General features: G+C 72.8%; 15 protein-coding genes. 6 read left to right on the forward strand and 9 right to left on the reverse strand.

The annotated features are described in order from the left end of the window. Positions 1-23: 23 nt before the first annotated feature. Entirely contained in the window at positions 24-1,244 is a 1,221-nt protein-coding gene (locus FB388_RS03155; protein ID WP_170225453.1) for a sensor histidine kinase, read from the forward strand. A 468-nt stretch (positions 1,245-1,712) separates the two neighbouring features. Here the strand turns inward: FB388_RS03155 and FB388_RS03160 are convergent, their stop codons facing one another. Genes FB388_RS03160 through FB388_RS03170 form a run of 3 tightly spaced genes read right to left on the reverse strand, consistent with a single transcriptional unit; the run spans position 1,713 to position 5,295 of the window. After that, positions 1,713-2,723 (reverse strand): LacI family DNA-binding transcriptional regulator, encoded by a 1,011-nt coding sequence (locus tag FB388_RS03160; protein WP_142102498.1) that lies wholly within the window; start codon positions 2,721-2,723, stop codon positions 1,713-1,715. A gap of 20 nt (positions 2,724-2,743) precedes the next feature. After that, positions 2,744-3,607: an ROK family protein gene (locus tag FB388_RS03165; protein ID WP_142096646.1), complete on the reverse strand. Its 864-nt coding sequence runs from the start codon at positions 3,605-3,607 to the stop codon at positions 2,744-2,746. Continuing rightward, a complete protein-coding gene (locus FB388_RS03170) occupies positions 3,604-5,295 on the reverse strand; it encodes a class I mannose-6-phosphate isomerase (protein ID WP_142096649.1) in 1,692 nt (563 codons plus the stop codon). The genes FB388_RS03165 and FB388_RS03170 overlap by 4 nt, the downstream gene beginning before the upstream one ends. Positions 5,296-5,411: 116 nt before the next feature. Between FB388_RS03170 and FB388_RS03175 the strand changes: the two genes are divergently transcribed. The 4 genes from FB388_RS03175 to FB388_RS03190 are packed head-to-tail and all read left to right on the forward strand — an operon-like array spanning position 5,412 to position 11,579. Then, the gene (locus tag FB388_RS03175; protein WP_142096652.1) at positions 5,412-6,716 is read left to right on the forward strand and encodes an ABC transporter substrate-binding protein; all 1,305 of its coding nucleotides are present in this window, start codon (positions 5,412-5,414) and stop codon (positions 6,714-6,716) included. Next, the gene (locus FB388_RS03180) at positions 6,713-7,639 is read left to right on the forward strand and encodes a carbohydrate ABC transporter permease (protein ID WP_142096654.1); all 927 of its coding nucleotides are present in this window, start codon (positions 6,713-6,715) and stop codon (positions 7,637-7,639) included. Before FB388_RS03175 ends, FB388_RS03180 begins: the two co-directional genes overlap by 4 nt. A gap of 10 nt (positions 7,640-7,649) precedes the next feature. Beyond that, positions 7,650-8,459 (forward strand): carbohydrate ABC transporter permease, encoded by an 810-nt coding sequence (locus FB388_RS03185; protein WP_142096657.1) that lies wholly within the window; start codon positions 7,650-7,652, stop codon positions 8,457-8,459. Between the two features lie 15 nt (positions 8,460-8,474). Next, positions 8,475-11,579: a glycoside hydrolase family 38 N-terminal domain-containing protein gene (locus tag FB388_RS03190; protein WP_142096660.1), complete on the forward strand. Its 3,105-nt coding sequence runs from the start codon at positions 8,475-8,477 to the stop codon at positions 11,577-11,579. 385 nt (positions 11,580-11,964) lie between these two features. Here the strand turns inward: FB388_RS03190 and FB388_RS03195 are convergent, their stop codons facing one another. From FB388_RS03195 to FB388_RS03210, 4 genes are all read right to left on the reverse strand, one after another. Then, positions 11,965-12,924, reverse strand: a complete 960-nt coding sequence (locus FB388_RS03195; RefSeq protein ID WP_170225454.1) for a serine/threonine-protein kinase — start codon at positions 12,922-12,924, stop codon at positions 11,965-11,967. 255 nt (positions 12,925-13,179) lie between these two features. Next, complete coding sequence (locus FB388_RS03200) at positions 13,180-13,518, reverse strand: histone-like nucleoid-structuring protein Lsr2 (RefSeq protein ID WP_142096666.1); 339 nt, start codon at positions 13,516-13,518, stop codon at positions 13,180-13,182. Between the two features lie 246 nt (positions 13,519-13,764). Then, complete coding sequence (locus FB388_RS03205) at positions 13,765-14,337, reverse strand: pyridoxamine 5'-phosphate oxidase family protein (RefSeq protein ID WP_142096669.1); 573 nt, start codon at positions 14,335-14,337, stop codon at positions 13,765-13,767. Continuing rightward, positions 14,334-15,209, reverse strand: coding sequence for an NAD(P)-dependent oxidoreductase (locus FB388_RS03210; protein WP_142096671.1), 876 nt, complete (start codon positions 15,207-15,209; stop codon positions 14,334-14,336). Before FB388_RS03210 ends, FB388_RS03205 begins: the two co-directional genes overlap by 4 nt. An 81-nt stretch (positions 15,210-15,290) precedes the next feature. On the opposite strand from FB388_RS03210, the gene FB388_RS03215 reads away from it, so the two are divergent. Next, positions 15,291-16,205, forward strand: coding sequence for an AraC family transcriptional regulator (locus FB388_RS03215; protein ID WP_142096674.1), 915 nt, complete (start codon positions 15,291-15,293; stop codon positions 16,203-16,205). A 28-nt stretch (positions 16,206-16,233) separates the two neighbouring features. Here FB388_RS03215 and FB388_RS03220 read toward each other — a convergent pair whose 3' ends face one another. Continuing rightward, the gene (locus FB388_RS03220) at positions 16,234-17,355 is read right to left on the reverse strand and encodes a M23 family metallopeptidase (RefSeq protein WP_142096676.1); all 1,122 of its coding nucleotides are present in this window, start codon (positions 17,353-17,355) and stop codon (positions 16,234-16,236) included. Positions 17,356-17,414: 59 nt separating this feature from the next. Next, entirely contained in the window at positions 17,415-18,650 is a 1,236-nt protein-coding gene (locus FB388_RS03225) for an FAD-dependent monooxygenase (RefSeq protein ID WP_142096678.1), read from the reverse strand. Positions 18,651-18,695: the final 45 nt, after the last annotated feature.

Below are 18,695 nucleotides of genomic sequence, written 5' to 3' on the forward strand. Positions count from 1 at the left end.
CGTGCGCACCCCCGGAGGTCGCCGTGCCCGCATCCAGCGCACCCGACGTGGCCACCGTCGTACTCCAGCACGCCCGTCGCGGACTGGTGCTGCAGTCGTGGCTGCGGCTGGTGCTGCTGGCGTTCATGGTCCTGACCGTCGTCGCCGTCCCACCCGAGCGGTACGCCCCGACCTGCGCCCTCGTCGTCGCGGGATACGGGCTCTCGGTGCTCGCCGTCATGGTCTGGATCCGGACCGGCGCCCCGTCCGCGGTGCGCATGGCGTGGCTGGCGCAGTTCGTCGACCTCGCGGTGCTGGCCGTGCTCACCCTGCTGACCGGGCTCGCGACGCCGCAGAGCTGGACCTCCGACGTGCTCGAAGCCGGGTTCCTGCTCATCCCCGTGATGGCCGCGACACAGCTGCGGCTGCGGGTCTGCACCGCCGTGGTCGTACCGACCGTGCTGGTGTACCTGGCGGCGGGGATCGTGACCCGGGTCGCCAACGAGGAACCGTGGTCGTCGCTGCTGCTGCGCACCCTGGTGCTGGCGGGGGTCGGCCTGGGCTGTGTCGGCCTGTCGCGGATCCAGCGCTCGCGGGTGCGCACGATCGGCTCGCTCGTGCGCGATCGCACCCACCTGCTCGCCGAGCTGACCGACCTCGAGCAACGCGAACGCCGGTTCCTCTCCGAACAGCTGCACGACGGCGCGCTGCAGTACGTGCTCGCCGCGCGCCAGGACCTCGACGAGGCCCGCGAGACCGGCGATCAGGCCGCGTTCACCCGCGTCGAGCACGCGCTGGCCGAGTCCTCTCAACTCCTGCGCTCGACGGTGGCCGAACTCCACCCGGCCGTGCTCGACCGCGCCGGGCTGCCGGCCGCCCTGCGCGAGCTAGCCCGCAACGCAGGTGCGCGCGGCGGGTTCGCCGTCGATCTCGACGTCCGCAACTGGCCCGACGACGTCCGCACCCCTGCGGACGCCCTGCTCTACCGCACGGCTCGCGAGCTGCTCTCCAACGTCACCAAGCACGCGGCCGCCCGGTCGGTGACGGTCGCACTCGCCCACGTCGGCAGCCGAGCGCGGCTCACGGTGACAGACGACGGCGCCGGCATCCCGGACGGCGCGGTGCAGCGCAGCGCGCAGCTCGGCCACATCGGGCTCACCTCGCACACGCTGCGCGTCGAGGCAGTGGGCGGCACCCTCAGGCTCCTCCCCGGCCCGGTGGCCGGAACCGAGGTGTTCGTCGACGTGCCATGGCCGGAGGCGTGAGAGCTGGATCAGGAACGGTCGCCGTCGTACCTGCACGATGCGCTAGCCGCGGTCTGCCGAGGAGGATCTGCAGCTCGTCTCCCGCGGCTCACCGCTCCCGGCTCCGCGATGAGGACGCCCGGGCGGCGGGTCCGCTGGGCGTCGAGGAAGCTGGCCGGCCTGACCACGGGGTCCTGATCGTCGCAGCAACGCGAACAAGGGTTTCGCGGCAAGGCCCGCCCGTCCGCGGCTTGCGCGACCGCGTTGCGGGATCCGAGGGTGGGTTGCGGCGACGTCGGCGAGGACCACGGTCTGCGCGGTACGTGCTCGCCGTCGGCGACGGGGTCGGCCGTCACCCCGACCCGTGTGTGCATCCGGATCGCGCGGAGCTGGCCCGCGCCGTCGCAGCATGGGATCGCCTCGGCGCAGACGCCGGACGCGACACCACGCGAGCCCTGCCGGCCTCGAGCAGGGACGATCTGCTGCGCCTCAGCCCGGGCGCAAGGGGCGGTAGTCCTTGAGCGTCGTGCCGATCGTGACCAGGCGGGGGTGCGCGGCTGAGTCCTCGTCCGCGATGCGCTCCAGCAGGAGCTCGGCGGCGCGCCGGCCGAGCTCGCCGGTGTCGTAGGTGACCACGCTGACGGGGGCGGCGAACAGGTCGGCCAGCGGGATGTCGTCGAAGCCGGCGAGGGCGGCGGGGGAGCCGGTCTCCGCGATCGCGCGGTAGGCGCCGACGGTGTTGCGGTTGTTCGCCGCGAAGAGGGCGGTGGGCGGGTCGGCCGCACCCAGCAGCTCCAGCGCGACGGCCTCGGCGGCGCCCGCGTCGGGCGGGACGCTGCGCAGGAGGGCGTCCTCGATGGGCAGGCCGGACTCCTCGAGGGCGGCGCAGTGGCCGCGCAGGCGCTCGGCCCCGGTCCAGAGCGACCGGCCGAGTCCGAGGAAGCCGATGCGGCGGTGGCCGCGCTCGACGAGGGCGGCGGTGGCGCGGCGGCTGCCGCCGAAGTCGTCGACGACGACGGAGTCGACCTCCAGTCCGGTCGGCGGGCGGGTGGCCAGCACGACGGGGAGGCCGTGCAGGCCCGCGGGGTCGAGGTGGGTGTGATCGTTGCCCGCAGGCACGACGATGATCCCGTCGACACGGCGGGAGGCCATGTCGTCGACCAGCTGGCGCTCGCGGTCGAGGTCGCCGCCGGTGTTGCCGATGACGACCCGCATCCCGTTGGCCGACGCGAGGCCCTCCACGCCGAGCGCGAGCTCGGAGTAGAAGGGGTTGGACAGGTTGGTCACGACGAGACCGAGCAGCCCGCTGGAGCGGCCGGTGCGCAGGCCGCGAGCCAGGTCGTTGCGGCGGTAGCGCAGTTCCTCGACGGACGCGAGGACGCGGGCGCGCATCTCCGGGGAGACACGGGGGTCGCCGCGCAGGGTGCGCGAGACGGTCATGGGGCTCACCGCCGCGTGCGCGGCGACGTCCCGCATGGTCGGCGTCCGCCCGGGCGCCATCGACGACACGACGTCCCTCCTCACCCGGCGCCCGAGGCGCTCGCCCACCAGGCTGCACCGACGAGGCCCGCGTGCGCCGAGACCGCCGGGACCACCGGGAGGTCGACCCCGCCGTCGGACAGGCCCGCCTGCAGCGGGGCGGCCACCAGGTCCCATGATGCCGCGATGGCCCCGCCGACCACGACGAGGGATGCCCCGAACCCACGCGCCGACGGGGCGAGCGCGCGACCCAGCGCGGTGAACGCGTCGGTGAACAGGGCGCGGGTCGCCGGATCGCCCGCCAGGGCGCGGTCGGCGAGGTCGCGCACATCGACGGCGGGGCCGGCGCCGGCCCGGGCCAGCAGCGCCCGCCGGGACACGGTGTCCTCGAGCGGCGCGCCGTCGATCGTGAGCAGGTCGGCCCGGCCCTCCGGCGGCAGGTCGGGGCCGGTCGTGACCGGGGTGCCGCGGTCGAGGTAGCAGCTGCCGACGCCGGTGCCCAGGGTCAGGACGAGCACGCGCTCGTGCCCGCTCGTCGTGCCCGCCCGCCACTCGCCGATCCCGAATGCGTGGGCGTCGTTGGTGAACACGACCTCGGTCGCGCCCAGCTCGCGCGCGAGGACGTCACCGAGGGCGAAGCCGCGCAGCGCGTCGAACTTGCCGACGCCGGTGAACCGCCCGATCCCCGCGGCGTAGTCGAACGGGCCGGGGATGGCGACGCCCCAGCGGGCGCCGGGGTGCGGGCCGAGCGTCGCGGCGGCGCGCAGCAGGTCCGCGACGATCTCGGCGACCGTGCCGCCGGACCGGACGGGGAAGCGGTGCACCTCGCCCACCGTCCACGGCGGCCCGAGCACGGCCGCGGCGACGTGCGTGCCGCCGATCTCCAGCGCCGGTACTCCGGTCACGGCACGAGAGCCTGCACCAGGCGGACGTCCCCTGCGGCCTCGACCGCGTACGCACCGACGGCGGCGGGCACCACCATCGTCTCGGCGTAGGCGAGGCGGTGGGTGTGCGGCCCCGCGGTGAAGACCGCCGCCTCGCCCTCGACGACCGTCCACGCGTGGAAGCTGTCGCCCGTCTCCAGCGGCGCGCGCCCGCCTGCCTGCAGGACGAGCCTGCGGACCTCGAAGAACATCTCCGGCAGCGCCCCGATCAGCTCGGCGCACCAGCCGTCGCCGCTGCGCAGGGCGCGGGGCTCCTGGATCAGCTCCTCCTGCACGACCTTGCCCTGGCGGGTGGTGTCGAGGTTGCGGAACGCGTGGTCGACGTGCACGGGGCGCTGGCGCCCGGCGGCGTCGCGGCGCAGCCAGTCGTAGAACCGCAGCGAGTAGAGGTAGGGCGTGGCACTGATCTCCAGCACGACGTTGCCCTCGCCGCTGCCGTGCGGGGTGCCGGCCGGCACCAGGTAGAGCTGGTGGGCGGTGGCCGGGTGCTCCTGAACGTGGTCGGTGATGTCGAACGGGACGCCGTCGTGCGCGGCCGCGTGGGCCTCGGCGTCGAACGCGGCCACGTCGACGTCCTCGTGCAGGCCGAGGTAGATCGACCGGCCGCCCGCCGTCGCGAGCACGTAGTAGGTCTCGTGCTGGGTGTAGGGCCAGCCGAAGACGCGTGACATGTACTCCGGTTGCGGGTGGCAATGCACCGAGAGGCTGCCGCCGCCGACGGTGTCGAGGTAGTCGAAGCGCACCGGGAACGACGTGCCGAACCGCGCGTGGACGTCCGCGCCGAGCACCTCGGCGGGGTGCAGCGCCACCACGGCCGCGAACGGGAGCTCCAGCTCCGCCTCGGCGCTGTCGCCGAGCAGCACGCCGCTCTCCGGTGCGATCAGCTCGTAGCCGAGGGCGGTGCTCGGCGCGTCCGGGTTGACGCCCAGCTCCGTCTGCGCCCAGTGCCCGCCCCACGAGGTCGAGTTGAAGAACGGGCGGGTGCGGAACGGGCGGTCGGACAGTGCGGCGGCGGTGCGGCGCAGCGTCCCGCCGTCGACGGAGGTGGGCCGGTCCGGGTCCTGCACGTCGAACCAGCGGTCGACGCCCGGCAGCAGGGCGTCGCGGTGGCGGTCGAGCAGCGGCCAGTCCACGTAGAACAGCCGGCGGGTGGTGCCGCGGCCGGTGCGCTGGCCGAGGTTGCGCCCGGTGCCCGCGGTGATCTCGGCCTCGGCCCACCGTTTGGGCCGGTCGGCGTACCAGAGCACGTCGTGGGTGAGCAGCGCCGCGCCGGGCCCGGTGACGAGCAGGACGCCGCTCTCGGGGGCCCCGGCGTGCTCGTGCACGTCCAGCAGGTCGGCGAGCGAGCCGTCGGCGAGCCGGGCGAAGTCGGGGTCGTCGGGGAGCTCGGCCGAGGTCGTGCGCTCCACCACCACCTCCCACGGCGCGAACAGTGCTGAGGTGTCGAGGACGTGGACCGGCCCGTAGCGGGACCGGAGGCGCTCGGCCAGGTCGGCGGTGAGCCGACCCCAGTCCTGCGTGGCCGGCCCGTCGACGGCGAGGACGAACGGCGCCGGGGGGAGCTCGGCGACGGGGTCGTCCCAGCCGGTTCCCACGCTCCCGCCGACGGGCTGGTAGCGCGGGTTCGGGTCGTAGCCGGGACCGGACATCCGTACTCCTCACGGTGGCTTGAGATACGGATACCTTAGGTTCCCGCAGTCCCCTTGCTCAACCAGTATGTTACCGATACCTTCGCCGCAACCGCTCATCGACGACCGGAGGCCCGATGTCCGATCGGCCGCCCCGCCCGCACCCCCGCGGGCTCTCCCGACGCACGCTGCTCGGTCTCCTCGGCGCCGGCGGGCTCGCGCTTGCCACCGGCTGCGCCCGCGGGACCTACACCCGGCCCGCGGCCGGCAACGTGCTCACCCTCAACAACGACGTCGCCACCTGGTCGGACGCCTACGCCGCGGCGTCCGCGGTGCTCGAGCAGCGCACCGGCTCCCGGCTGGCCGTTCGCGCCGTGCCGAACCAGAGCACCTACCAGCAGATCGTGCGGATGTCGGCGCAGACCGACGCCACCACCGACCTGTTCAAGTGGTGGAACGGCTACCGGCTGCAGGACATCGCCCGCGCGGGGATCGTCACCGACCTCTCCGCGGTCTGGGACCACGCGCAGGAGCAGGGCTGGGTCGACCCGGTGTTGCGGGCGTCGTTCAGCTTCGACGGCCGGCCATGGGCCCTGCCGCTCTACAAGACCTACTACCCGATGTTCTTCAGCCGCCGGGCGTTCGCCGAGGCCGGGGTGTCGGTGCCGACCACGTTCGCCGAGCTGCTCGAGGTGGCGGGCACCCTGCGCGATGCGGGAGTCACACCGATCGGGGCGCCCGGCGCCTCGACGTGGGAGTCGATCATCTGGTTCACCCAGCTGCTGATCGGCCACAGCCCCGACTTCTACGAGGACGTGACGGCGGGCCGCGCGAGCTACCTGGACGACACCGCCACGGCCGCGATCGAGCTGTGGGCCCGGATGTACGCCGACGACCTGTTCTCCGGGCCCGATGTCGACGCCTCGGGCTTCCCGGGCCAGTTCGCCGACGGCACGCTCGGCATGACGCTCGCCGGCACGTTCAACGTCAACAGCTACACCGCGGCCGGGCTCGGCCCCGCGGACGTCGGGATGTTCCTGGTGCCACCGGTGGACTCCGCGGTGGAGCAGGCCGTGGTGGTGGAGAGCGCGGCCCTGTGCGTCTCCGCCAACGCCCACAAGCACGAGCAGGCGATGGTGGTCGCCGACGAGTGGCTCGCCACCGACGTGCAGCAGGCCTGGGTGGACCAGCTCGGCGACGCCTCGGCGAACCCGGGCGCGTTGCCGACCGGCAGCCTCGTAGCCGACCTCGCCACCGACGTCGCGCGGGTCCGGCCGCGCGAGGTCACCCGCTACTGGGAGGCCTCGCCGCCGGTGCTGGTGGAGGGCAACGTGCGCGACCTGAGCGCGTTCATGGTCACGCCCACCGTCGACAACGGGATCAGCGTGCTGCGGAACATGCAGGACCGCGCCGACGCCGAATGGGAGGCCTGGCGAGCATGAGCGTGCTGACCCCCGCCGCCGAGGTCGCGCACCCGGCGAGCCCGCCCACAACCGCTCCGGCCCGGCGCAGCCCGCGCTCCGTGCTGGCGATCGCGCTGTTCCTGGCGCCCGCGGTCGCGCTCGTGGCGGTGCTGATGATCGTGCCCTTCCTGGACACCGCCTACCGCAGCTTCTTCGCCGACAACGGTTTCACCCGTACCTTCGTGGGCCTCGACAACTACGTCACGCTGTTCACCAGTGCGGGCTTCGGTCAGACGCTGCTCAACACGCTGATGTGGGTGGCCGGAACGCTCGCGCTGCCGGTGCTGATCGGCCTGCTGATCGCCGTCGGCACGCACGAGCTGCGCTGGGGCGCGGTCGCCCGGTTCAGCCTGGTGCTGCCCTACGCGCTGTCCGGCGCCGCCACCGCCGTCGTCTGGACCTTCGTGCTGCGCGACGACGGCGCGCTCAACGCCGCGCTGGCCGGGCTCGGCCTCGGCGGCCTGGAGCAGGGCTGGCTGCTGGAGTGGCCGCTCAACACGATCATGATGATCATCGCGAGCACCTGGCAGGGCACCGGCGTGGCCGTGATCCTGTTCCTGATCGGGCTGCAGGCGATCCCGCCGTCGACGATCGAGGCCGCGAAGCTGGACGGCGCCACCGGCGCGCGACTGTTCTGGCACATCACGCTGCCGCAGCTGCGCCCGATCACCGTGGTCGTCGTCGGAATCTCAGTGGTCAACAGCCTGAAGACGTTCGACATCGTCTGGCTGCTCACCCAGGGCGGGCCGGGCACGGCGTCGGAGACGCTCGCGCTGACCATGTACCGCGAAACGTTCACGCTCGCCCGCTACGGCGCGGGTGCCGCCGTCGCGGTGGTGCTCACGGTGGTCGTCGTCGCCGTGTCCTGGATCTACCTGCGCCGCCAGCTGCGGACGGACTGAGGAGCCGGCAATGGGACGTGCGGTCAAGAACGTCGTGCTCGTGGCCACCGCGCTGCTGTGGCTGGTGCCCAGCTGGCTGCTGGTGGTCAACTCCTTCACCGCGGCCGCGGACTACACCGGCACGCCGGCGTGGTGGCCGGTCTCCTGGGCGTTCCTCGACAATGTCGGCCAGGCCTTCACCGCGGCCAACGTCGGCTCGGGGATGCTCAACAGTCTCGTCTACGCCGTGCTCGGCGCCCTGGTCGCGGTGGTGGTCGCGGCGCTGGCGTCGTTCGCGGTGGTGGTCATGCCGGTCAAGCGGCCGGCGCTGTGGTTCTGGGCGATCTACGTCGGCACGATCCTGCCGCTGCAGATGTTCCTCGCGCCGCTGTTCAACGGGTACGCCACCACGTCGCTGTACGACACCCAGTACGGCATGCTGCTGATCTACGCGGCGCTCGCGGTGCCGTTCGCATTCTTCGTGGTGCGCAACTACATGACGACCGTGCCGCGCGAGATGCACGAGGCCGCGTCGCTCGACGGCGCGAGCTGGCTGCGCATGTTCGTCTCGATCCACCTGCCGCTCGTGCGCAGCGCGATGGTGGCGGCGTTCCTGTTCCAGTTCACCTGGATCTGGAACGACATGCTGTTCGGGATCACGCTCGGCACCAGTCCGAACGTCCGCCCCGCCATGGCGGCGCTGGCCGACCTGACCAGCAACTACTCGAACGTCGGGCCGCCCGTCGTGCTCGCCGGGGCGCTCGTGGCCTCGCTGCCGACGGTGGTCCTGTTCTTCGCGTTCCAGCGCTTCTTCACGCGCAGCCTGAAGCTCACCTCCTGATCTCCGGAAGGACCCATGACGACCAAGGCACTCATCGCCGCCACCCCCTGGTCCGCCGCCAAGGCGAAGGCCGGGATGGTCGACTTCGCCACCGCGGGCCGGGGCACGCTCGGTGGCCGCCCCGTCCGCGTGATCGCCGAGCAGCTGCTGCGCGGGGGTCCCCGGCGCCAGGCGATCCGGGTGGAGGCGGACGGGCTCGCCGACCTGCGGGCGGGCGACGTGCAGCTGCGCACCGAGGGTGGCTCGGCCGTGGCGGCCGAGGGCGTCGACGGACCGGCCGGGTCGCTGCGCCTGCTCGTGCCCGCGGTCGACGCGCCGACGACGCTGCGGCTTGCCATCCCGTCGCTCGGCGACAGCGCGGTCGACGTGGCGCTGGCGCCGGTGCGGGAGTGGACCATCCACCTCGTCCACCACAGCCACCTCGACATCGGCTACACCGATCCGCAGGGGACCGTGCTCGCCGAGCACGTGGCGTTCCTCGACTCCTGCCTCGACCTCGTGCGCGCGACGGCCGACCGGCCCGACGAGGCGAAGTTCCGCTGGGCCGTCGAGTCGCTGTGGTCGTTCGAGCAGTGGGTGGCCGCTCGCTCGCCGGAGCGGGTCCAGGAGTTCGTCGACTACGTCCGCGCCGGGCAGATCGAGCTCACCGCGCTGCCGTACAACCTGCACACCGACACCTGCTCCACCGACGAGCTGCACGAGCTGCTGCGACTCGCGCGGACCGTGCGCGACCGCTACGGCGTGGACTTCACCTCGGCCATGCAGACCGACGTGCCCGGCACCGTCGCGGGTCTGCCGGATGCGCTCGCCCAGATCGGGGTGCGCTACCTGTCGGTGGCCCACAACTGGGCGGGCCGTTCGGTGCCGCACCTGAACGGCGGGCAGAAGCTGCCGCGGCTGTTCCGCTGGCGCTCGCCCGCCGGGAACTCGGTGCTGGTCTGGATGACCGACAGCCCGCACGGCCTCGCGTACATGGAGGGTTCGGTGCTGGGCTTCGACACCTCCTACGACGAGGTGGACGGCATGCTCCCGGCCTACCTCACGGCGCTGGCCACGAAGCCGTACCCGTTCCCGCCGGGGATGTTCGGCTGGCACGGCGACGCCGTGCACGACCGCGAGCCCTACCCGTGGGACCTGCTGCACCTGCGCGTGCAGGGCATGTTCGGCGACAACGCGCCGCCGCGGCTGATCATGGCCGACACCGTCGCGCGCTGGAACGAGAACTGGCTCTACCCGCGGCTGCGGCTGTCGCGCAACGAGGACTTCTTCCGCGACGCCGAGGAGCGCCTCGACGGGCGGATCCAGGAGTTCGAGGGCGACTGGGGCGACTGGTGGGTGGAGGGCGTCGGGTCCGGCGCCCGCCCGCTCGCGATGACCCGCAAGGCGCAGGCCGCGGTCACCGGGGCGCAGACCATGAGCGGCATGTCGGCCCTGCTCGGCGGCGAGGCGCTGGCCGACGAGGCTGAGCACTCCGATCGGGTCTACCGCTCGATCTCGCTGTTCAACGAGCACACCTGGGGCGCGGGCAACCCGTGGACCGACGGCGACGAGGGCTTCGACTCCGGCGAGCAGCAGTGGCACTGGAAGTACGCCCACGGCGTGCACGCCCAGGACGACGCCGCCACCTTCACCGACCACGCCGCGGCGCGGCTCGGCGAGGTGCTGCCGGAGAGCGGCGACGCCGTCGTCACCTACTACGCCACCAACACCGCGGCGCTGCCGCGCACCGCGACCGTGCGGCTGTTCGTCCGGGAGAGCCGCGTGCCGCTGGACCGGACGCTCGAGGTGCGCGACGGGCGCACCGGCAAGCCGCTGCCGATCACCGTGACCGGCCAGCAGAACCCGAACCACCGCGACGCGGGCCGGATCGTCAGCGTGCACGTGCCGGACGTGCCGCCCCTGGGCCATGTGCGGCTCGACGTCGTCTCGCCGGACGGTGAGGCGGAGGCGTCCGCGCCGGTGGCGGCCGAGCACCCCGATCCGCTGGTCATCCAGAACGAGCACCTGCGGGTGCGCGTCGACCTCTCCCGGGCCTGCATCGGGTCGATCGTGGAGCTGGCCACGGGCCGCGAGCTGGTGAACGACGACGCCGTGGTCGGCTTCAACGCCTACGTCTACGACACCTACACCACGGCGGGTGGCTACAACCACCAATCGAACAAGACCGCGGTGTCGCCGGACCTGGAGCTGCTCGGCAGCCGCACCCTCGCCCGGCCCGCCGCCCTCATCGAGCGTGTCGACACCGGCGTCGAGCAGCGCCTCACCTACGAGTTCGCGGCCGACGGCGTCCGGTGGGCGCGCACCACGCTGCGGCTGGGCCGCGACCAGGCGCGCCTGGACATCGAGAACCGGCTGTCCAAGCCCGCCACGATGACGAAGGAGAGCGCGTTCTTCGCGTTCCCGTTCGCGGCCGAGGACCCGGTCGTCCGGTACGAGATCACCGGTGCCCTCACCGGCGACGGGCTGGAGCACGTCCCCGGCGCCCCGCAACACATGCGCGCGATCCGGAACTGGGTGAGCGTCGCCGACGGGGAGCACGCCGTCGCCTGGGCCACCGACGAGGCGCCGCTCGTGCACCCGGAGACGATCGCGCTGCCCTACGCCCCGTTCCCGGACTCCACCACCCCGCGCGAGCCCGCCACCGTCTACTCCTGGGTGCACAACAACGTCTGGGACACCAACTTCCCGTCCCAGCAGGGCTTCACCGCCTCCGTGCGATACGCGGTGGGCGTGCGGCGGGCCGGCGAGGCGCTGTCGGCGTCGGGGCTCGGCATCCGGACGGCCGCTGACCTGACGCAGCCGGTGCACGGCGTGCTCGCCACCGGTCCGGCCGAGGCCGAGGCCGGGGCGGAGCGCTCCCTACTGGCCCTGGACGACGACCGGGTGCGGCTGGTCTCGGCATCGGGTGCGGACGGGAGCGTGCTGCTGCGGCTGCAGTCCTACGCCGAGGAGCCGGTGGCATTGCGCGTGCGCGTGCGCGTGCCGGTCACGGGGGCGTGGGCCGCCACGTACCTCGGCGATCGCGGCGCCGAGCTGCCGGTCTCCGACGGCGTGGTGACCGTCGACCTGCCGCGGATGGGCAGCGTCGCCGTCGCGCTGGCGCTCGGCTCGGGGGAGTAGGCCGTCGAACGACGTGGGTGACCCGCCGCAGGGCCCGCCGTCGGGTCGGCGCACGGGATCGTTCGATCGTCGACACGATCGGGTCTGCGCCTGTCCTGGTGGTCGTCCGCCTCACCGAGGAAAGGCCTCTGGGGCAGGCGCCGCGCGGTCGACGGCTTCGGCGGTCACGGCTGGGTCGGATTCCTCACGGCCGGCGACATCGCTCTCATGGGGCGGCTCCCGGCGCTGCGGTGAGACCGGCCAGCACATGGCGTCGATGAAGTTCGCGTGCACGGGCGGTGGATTGCCCCGGGGAATGGGTTCACGGGCCGGATCCGGAACCGTTGACTACGCCACCGACGCGCCGGGCTTCAGCGAGCAGTCACCGCCGCCCGATCGCGTTCGGTCAGCTTTCAGCCCCCGGGAAGACGGTAGGAGTGGCGGGGCCTTGTTCGTGCAGTCGGTGGTGCCCTCGCAATTCGGTCGAGCGGTGCCGCCCGCGTTCGGAGCGTCGGCGCTTGCCTCGGAGAGAAACCCGCCAGGGTGTGAGCGCAGTTGCGACTGAGGCGGCAGCAGGGCGCTGACGGGGATCGTCGAGCGTCATGGCGGGCAGCAGTTCGGCTAGGTCGCTTGGCAGCTTCTCGGGAACACGTGGCGGTCGGTGCAGGCGGACGAGCGCGGTCTCGATCTGCCCGCCGGTGTACTCGCGGCGCCCGGTCAGCGCTTCCAGCAGCACGAGTCCGAGCGCGTAGACGTCGGCTTCCGGGCCGACGGGTTGTCCGCGCACCTGCTCGGGGGCGAGATAGGCGGCGGTACCGACGATGGCCCCGTTCGCGGTGGTCGCGGTTCGGTCGAGCACTCGAGCGATCCCGAAATCGGCCAACCGCGGCCGCAACCCGCGTTCGAGCAGGATGTTCGCCGGTTTCACGTCGCGGTGCACCACACCCCGGTCGTGGACGTAGGAGAGAGCGATGGCCAGCCGCCGGCCCAACCGGCGCACAGCAGCCGGCCGCATCGCGGGGCCTCGGCAGATCCGCTCTGCCAGCGAAGGGCCCTCGACCAGGTCGGTGACCACGAACAGCCGGCCTTGCTCGGTCCCCGCATCCCGGAATCGCACCAACCCCGAGTGTTGCAGCCGAGCCAGCACCGTGATCTCGGTGCGATGACGGCGCGCCTGGGCCGGGCCGCTGGTATGGCGGAACAACTTGATCGCCACCGGCACCCGCTCGCGCAGATCGCGTCCCCGGAACACGTCGGCCGATGCCCCGCTGCCGACGACCGGACCCAGCTCGTACCGCTGACCGATCAGGCGCGGTGAAGCCGCGGCTGGTGGAAGTGCGGTCTCAGCGTCCTCGCGTGGCTCCACACACGCCCCGTTCCCCGCGCAGTCCAGCGCGTACTCCGAGCAGCCAACGCACATGCCGGTTCACAGGCCGAAGCGGCTGCCGAACCGCGGGACGACGGTGCCCGCTCCTACGGAGAGGAGCGAGCACCACCTGCCCATGCCGGACAGCGGTGGCAGCGGCTCAGCCGTTACGTGATGGCTCCGGGCCGCCCGCCGAAAAGCCCCGACCCAGGCGTGATCGGGGACGACGCTGCCCCTCGCCGGCAGGACGTGGTTCTAGTGGGCTGCTTTGAAGGCGTCCAGCACCGACGCCGAGATCCTGCCGCGCTCGGAGACCTTCAGTCCGTTCTTCTGCGCCCACTCACGGATCGCCTGGTTCTGCTCCCGATCCGTCTTCGGCCGGGCTGCAGGAGTGGCCGCTGCGCCGCCGCTGCGGCGGCCACCTGCGCGCCGAGCCGCCGAGATGTACGGGGCGAGCACCCCGCGCAGCTTCTTGCTGTTGGCGTCCGACAGGTCGATCGCATACGACTTGCCGTCGACCGTGAACTCCACCTGCTCGTCGGCGGTGCTGCCGTCCAGGTCGTCGACCAGTGTCACGGTTGTCTGCGTCGCCACTGTTTCCTCCATGCTCGAGTTGTCCTGATTGCGGCCACGCAACGATGCAGGCTCGGCAGCCGTCGCGATATCAGGCGGTCGTTTCCTGCAGCGTAGCCGCTGCGACGCATGGAGGACGGATCAGCACGCAAATCGGCCCGGAGCCGCCCGCGTCCCACGGGACGGCGGAACGAGCCGGAGATGTCGATGGCTGCCGCGGCGCCCTTCTGTTATCCGCTGAAATTCGTCCGTGGACTCGGTGGACAACTAGTCGTGCGGTAGCGAGTTTTCCTGATCCCCCCTTTCCAGGGGGACAGGAGTACTCGCGGCGGATGACTCGTCGCTCCCGTCGTCCTGCCAGATCCGAGGCGGGATGCCTGCGGCGAGCTCCCGTCCGCGTAGCACCTGCACGCGCCACGGTGTCAGGCGCAGCACGTGGAAGTCCGGCCCGTCGGGGCCGGCCGGCCAGAACGGCCGCGGGTCGTAGCCGACCCCCTTGGGGCTGCCGTGGCGGTAGAGCTCCCACACCCGGTGCTTGACCTCCGGATCGTCCGTCCACTCGGCGACGTTGTCGATCGACACGGTGTCCTGGCGCGGGCTCCAGTAGGACATGCCCACATGCGGGTTGTGCGCGATGTGTGCCGCCTTCACCGGCGTCCGGAACGTCGCGAGCCAGCCGAGGGGCCGGTCGCCGTCCAGCTCCCAGACCGCGATCAGCACCCGCGACCGGGGGCGGCCTCGCCGGTCCACCGTGGTCATCGTGGCGTAGTTGATCCGACCGAGGATCTCCGCGACGTCGGCTCGCAGGGGCGCGAACGAGGCCACCTTCGTCGCGCTCATCCGAGCACCTCGACGAGGCTGGCGGGGCCGTGCTCACCGTGACCTTCGTCGATCCCCCGTTGGACCAGGGCCCGGATGCCGTCGGGGACGTCCGTCCGGACACCCGCCCGTGCGCTCGTGGTGACGAGGTGGTCGACGGCGGAGGCGAGCACGTCGAGCGTGCCTTCGTCCGGCGGGTACTGCCCCTGCACGGTCTGGCGGGCGTGATCGGCGAGCAGCCCGAGCGCGAACGGGAGGTAGCCGGTCGCGACAACGGCGAACTCCCTCGCGTCCACGCCGGCGGAGCCGACGAGCGCGAGTGCGTGGTAGAAGCCGGTCAGCAGGCTCATGTTCACGCCCAGCAGCGCGGTGTCGTATAGGGAGGCGATCCCCGCATCGGCCCCGAGGTGGGCGGCGCTGCCGAACGCGCTCACCGTGCCCTCGACCGCGGTGAACGCCTCGGCGGAGCCGCTGTACAGGAACAGCGCATCGGCCCGGCCGACGAGGCGGACGCCGCTCATCGCGGCCCCGTCGAGGTAGGCCGCGCCCTGCGCGGTCGCCCACTCGGCGAGGCTGCGCGCCTGCTCGGGCGTGCCCGACGTCAGGTTGACGAGCACCCGACCGGCGAGCTCACCGGCCGCGGAGCCGAGCACGCCGCGCACGGCAGCCTCGTCCGCCACGGCGATCACCACGATCTCGGTGGCGGCGATCGCGGCCGCCGCGGTCGGGGCCTGCGAGGCGCCGATGGTGACGAGGTCGTCGGCGCGGCCGGCGGTCCGGTTCCAGACGGTGGTGGGTTGCCCGGCCGTGAGCAGGGCGCGGGCGAGCGCGGAACCGAGCGAGCCGAGGCCGAGCACCGAGACCGGCGGGGGAGAGGACGCAACGTCTGACATGCCTTCAGCAAACCGCCGGATCGTGGACGCGAAAATGGCCGAGACGCCCTCGGAAATGTCTGTGCGTCTACGCTGGCGGACGTGAGCGACGCCCTGTCGGCCCTCCTGGACGACGTGCGGCCGCGCGGCGCCGTCTTCGACCGCTCGCTCCTGGACGGGGCGTGGTCGCTGTGCTTCGCCGAACGTCCTCCGCTGGCGCTGGCCGCGATGCTGCGCGGCGAGGGCTGGATCACCCCGGAGGGCGGAGAGCCGATCCCGATCGGGGTCGGCGACGTCGCGGTCGTCGTCGGCCCCGCGCCGTACACGATCAGTGCCGCACCGGACCTACCGCCGCTCGTTCTGGTGGATGATCCGGAACGGTGCGCGAGCACGACGGGGCCGGTGGCCGGGGACGGGAGCGCCGTGCTCCTGACCGGCGCCTACGCGGTGCAGGGCAGCGTGTGCGACCGCATGCTGCGCGGCCTCCCGCCGGTCGTCGTGGTCAGAGCCGAAACGATGCCGTACCCGGTCGTCGAGATCGTCGCCGCCGAACTGGCCCGCACCCGCCCCGGGCGACAGGCGGTGCTGGACCGGCTGCTGGACCTGCTGCTCGTCACGGCGTTGCGCGAATGGCTGGACCGCCCGGGGTCGGGCGCCCCCGCCTGGTACCAGGTCCGAGAGGACCCGGTCGTCGGCGGTGCGCTGCAGCTGATGCACGACGATCCCGCACATCCCTGGACGGTTGCCGAGCTGGCCGGCCGTGCGGCGGTGTCCCGGTCGGCGTTCGCGCGGCGGTTCACCGAGCTGGTCGGCGAGCCGCCGATGTCGTACCTGACCTGCTGGCGGCTGTGCCTCGCCGCCGACCTGCTCGTCCGCACGGACGCCACGGTCGACGCGATCGCACGTCGGGTGGGCTACGCCAATGCCTACGCCCTGAGCGTCGCGTTCAAGAGGGTCCACGGCGTACGGCCCGGTGAGCACCGGGCGTCCGAACGGCGGACGACGCGGGCGGCGTGATGGAGGAGGTGCGACACGTCCGCCCGCGTCATCCGGGGAAGTCGATGACGTCCAGGTTCAGCGGGAGGGTGTTCGTCTGTGGCGATGGCCGGCCGTGGGGGCGCAGCTTCAACGGACCGGTTCCGCTGAAGGCGGCCAGGTAGGAGTCGCGGTCGACGATGTCGGCGACGGTGTAGCGGTCCAGTACGAACGGCAGGCTGTTCGCCCCGGCCGGGTCCGGAGCGTCCTGGAGCCCGAAGTGCAGGTGTGGCGCCAGGGAGTTGCCGCTGTTGCCCACCTTGCCGAGGACCTGTCCGGTCGTCACCTGGTCGCCGGCCGCGATGGTGGGGCTTCCGGGCTGCAGGTGGGCGTAGAACGCCCAGGTATCGGGGCCGACCTGGACGATGACGTGGTTGCCTGCGGTGTCGGCACCGGCGATCCCGGTGGGCAGTGCACCGGGCGTCGAGTCCGGTAGCCCGTCGCGAACGGCGACCACGGTTCCGGGGAGGGCGGCGCGAACGTCCGAGCCGTACCCGAACCACTGCGGCGGGCCGGCGCCGTCGCCGGTGAAGGGCTGGTCGCCGTGGAGCAGGATCCAGTCGACGGCGAAGGTCTCGGGTTTTGCCGGCGGACCCGACCCCGCCGGGTCCACGCGGGCGGAGCGGTGGGTGGTGAAGGCGTCGCAGCAGCTGTTGGCCGACAGCCATCCCGACCCGGACAGGGGTGGCGTGATCACGAGCGCAGGACGCGGATCGACCGCCACCTCGAGGTCGATGACCGAGGGTGCCCCCGGCCCGCCCGAGGTGATGCGGTGTGCGAGGCGTTCGGGGATCTGATCAGGCGCGACGAGCAGGTCGACCACGACGGCGACCGATCCGGCGACCGGGATCGTGGTCGTCGGCGTCGTGCCGTCGAGCGGCTGGGTCGCGGCGGCCAGCGCACCGCCGTCGAGGCGCAGGAGGGGGCGACGGTGTTCGTCGACGATGTCGACCGATGTCAGCGCCACCTCGGCAGAAGCCGTGCCGGCGACGACGAGGTCGTACTCCAGGTGCTGCATCCCGTCGCTTCCCGGCACACCCAGCACCGGGGTCGCCAGTACCGAGATCGCCGGGGGTCCGGTCGGCGTGCCGGGTGTCCCGAGCGCGGCGGTGCCGCAGGCCGTGGTGATCACGGCAGCTGCCGCGATCGCCCACAGGCGCGTACTCCGCGCTCCTCGGCGGTCGGGCGGTCTCACGGAGCAGCCGACCCTGCGGTCGTCGAGGCGCTCGCCCGGCGCCGGTCGTCGGGGTCGGTGTTCAGCTCCGCGAGACTCATGGCGGCGGCGTGGCGTACGCGACGGATGCGTCCGGCCGCGTGCAGCGCGGTGTTGCGGAGGAACCTGGTGAGCGGGTGTCGCGCCGTCGCGGCGCGGGACAGCCGGTGGGTCATCGTGACGACGCCGAGTGCCACCGGTCTGCGTACCGTCTCGTAGCGGTCGAGCTCCGCGGCGGGGGTGTGTCCGCCCAGCACGTCGGCGAGCAGCCCGGCGAGCATGATCCCGTCCTGGATCCCGGTGTTCATCCCCTGGCCGCCCGCCGGGCTGTGCACGTGTGCGGCGTCGCCGACGAGGAACACGGGGCCGTTGCGGTAGGTGTCGGCGATGCGGTGCTGGACCCGGAAGCGGGAGCTCCACTCGACGTGCCGCACCGCGGCGGGTGCTGCGACCGGGCCGCGGGCGTCGAGCAGCGCCTGGACGTCGGCGATGCCGAGCGTCTCAGGGGCCTCGTCCAGGGTGGCCACGATGCGGTACAGGTCCCGGGGCAGCGGAGCGACCACGACGAGCCCGCTGGGCGAGAAGAACAGGTGCACCTCGTGGCGCGTGAACGGCCAGTCCATGGCGACGTCGGCGAGCACGAACGACTGGGCGTAGCGGTCGCCGGTGAAGCCGATCCCGGCCGACTCGCGGACCACGCTGTGCATGCCGTCGCAGCCGACGACGTAGCGGGCACGGACCGGCACGGTCGAGCCGTCCGGGCCGACGACGGTCACGTCCGCCCCGTCGTCGTCGATCGCCACGCCGGTGACGGTGAGCGGGCGGTGCACGCGGCCGCCGAGAGCGGCGAGGCGTTCGCCGAGGATCCGTTCGGTGACGTCCTGGGGCAGCATGAGGGTGTACGGGTACTTCGTCGGCAGGTCCTGGAACGGGATCTCCAGCAGCGGTCGGTCGCGGTCGCGGATCGTGAACCGGGGCACCACGAGGCCGAGCCGCAGCAGGTGCTCGGTGACCTCGATGTCCTCCAGCACCTCCAGGGTGCGGGCGTGCACGACCGCCGCCCGTGACGTGTTCGCGCCCTGCGCGATCCGGTCGAGCACCAGCGGCTCGACGCCACGGGCGGCCAGGCCGCACGCCAGCGCCAGGCCGGTCGGGCCCGCGCCGACGATCACGACGTCCGTGCGCGCGGGCAGTGCGGTCGGCTCGGTGGTCATGTCGGCTCCGGTTTCTGCTGGGGACACGGCGCGGTGCGCGGCACC

The sequence above is a fragment of the Pseudonocardia cypriaca genome (assembly GCF_006717045.1).
Classification (GTDB): domain Bacteria; phylum Actinomycetota; class Actinomycetes; order Mycobacteriales; family Pseudonocardiaceae; genus Pseudonocardia; species Pseudonocardia cypriaca.